This is a genomic window from Suttonella ornithocola, from assembly GCF_001889065.1.
In the GTDB taxonomy this organism is placed as follows: domain Bacteria; phylum Pseudomonadota; class Gammaproteobacteria; order Cardiobacteriales; family Cardiobacteriaceae; genus Suttonella_A; species Suttonella_A ornithocola.
Window position 1 is genome coordinate 1 of the sequence record NZ_LWHB01000359.1, and the last position, 506, is coordinate 506.

1 protein-coding gene and 1 pseudogene are annotated in these 506 nt (G+C 41.5%); both read right to left on the minus strand.

The window, feature by feature from the left end:
* Window positions 1-22: 22 nt before the first annotated feature.
* On the minus strand, window positions 23-160 hold the full coding sequence (locus A5N85_RS14390) for a helix-turn-helix domain-containing protein (protein WP_072577393.1): 138 nt from the start codon (window positions 158-160) through the stop codon (window positions 23-25).
* 89 nt (window positions 161-249) lie between these two features.
* Window positions 250-506 (minus strand): annotated as a pseudogene (locus tag A5N85_RS14395) (DDE-type integrase/transposase/recombinase); the annotation flags it as partial.

Below are 506 nucleotides of genomic sequence, written 5' to 3' on the forward strand. Positions count from 1 at the left end.
ATCAATCTTTGAGGGCTTACGCTCAGTAAAGATGGGGATTTTTAATCCAGCTATAGACGGTGAATTTGCTGATCTTGTAGCGCTTTGCAACAGCGTGCCAAGTTTCTCCATTAGCAATATCGTTAAGAATTTTCTGTCGGAATTGGCTGCAGTAGGTCATAGGATATGCTCAGTTTATTTTTGATAATTCTACTACAAGTTGTTCTTTATATCTGCTTTGGATAGATTGGATTATAAGTGATTTTACTATAATGCTTGTTCAAGCGCATCAAGCACCATATCGGTGTTCATTTGACGACTGACTTTCCAGCCGACAATGGCGCTTGAATGCACGTCTATGATGAATGCTGTATAGATCCAGCTGCTTTGAGTGTGGATATAGATGAAGTCTGCAATCCATAGCTGATTGGTCTCACTTACCTTGAAGTGTCGCTTAGCCAAATCACCGGCATATTGCAGTGTTTCACTACCCCGATAGACGGGCTTTTTCCTATCACGCTCGCTGT

Coding starts and splice junctions, on each gene's coding strand:
- A5N85_RS14390 (WP_072577393.1), bottom strand. CDS start 160: ATGACCTACTGCAGCCAATTCCGACAGAAAATTCTTAACGATATTGCT.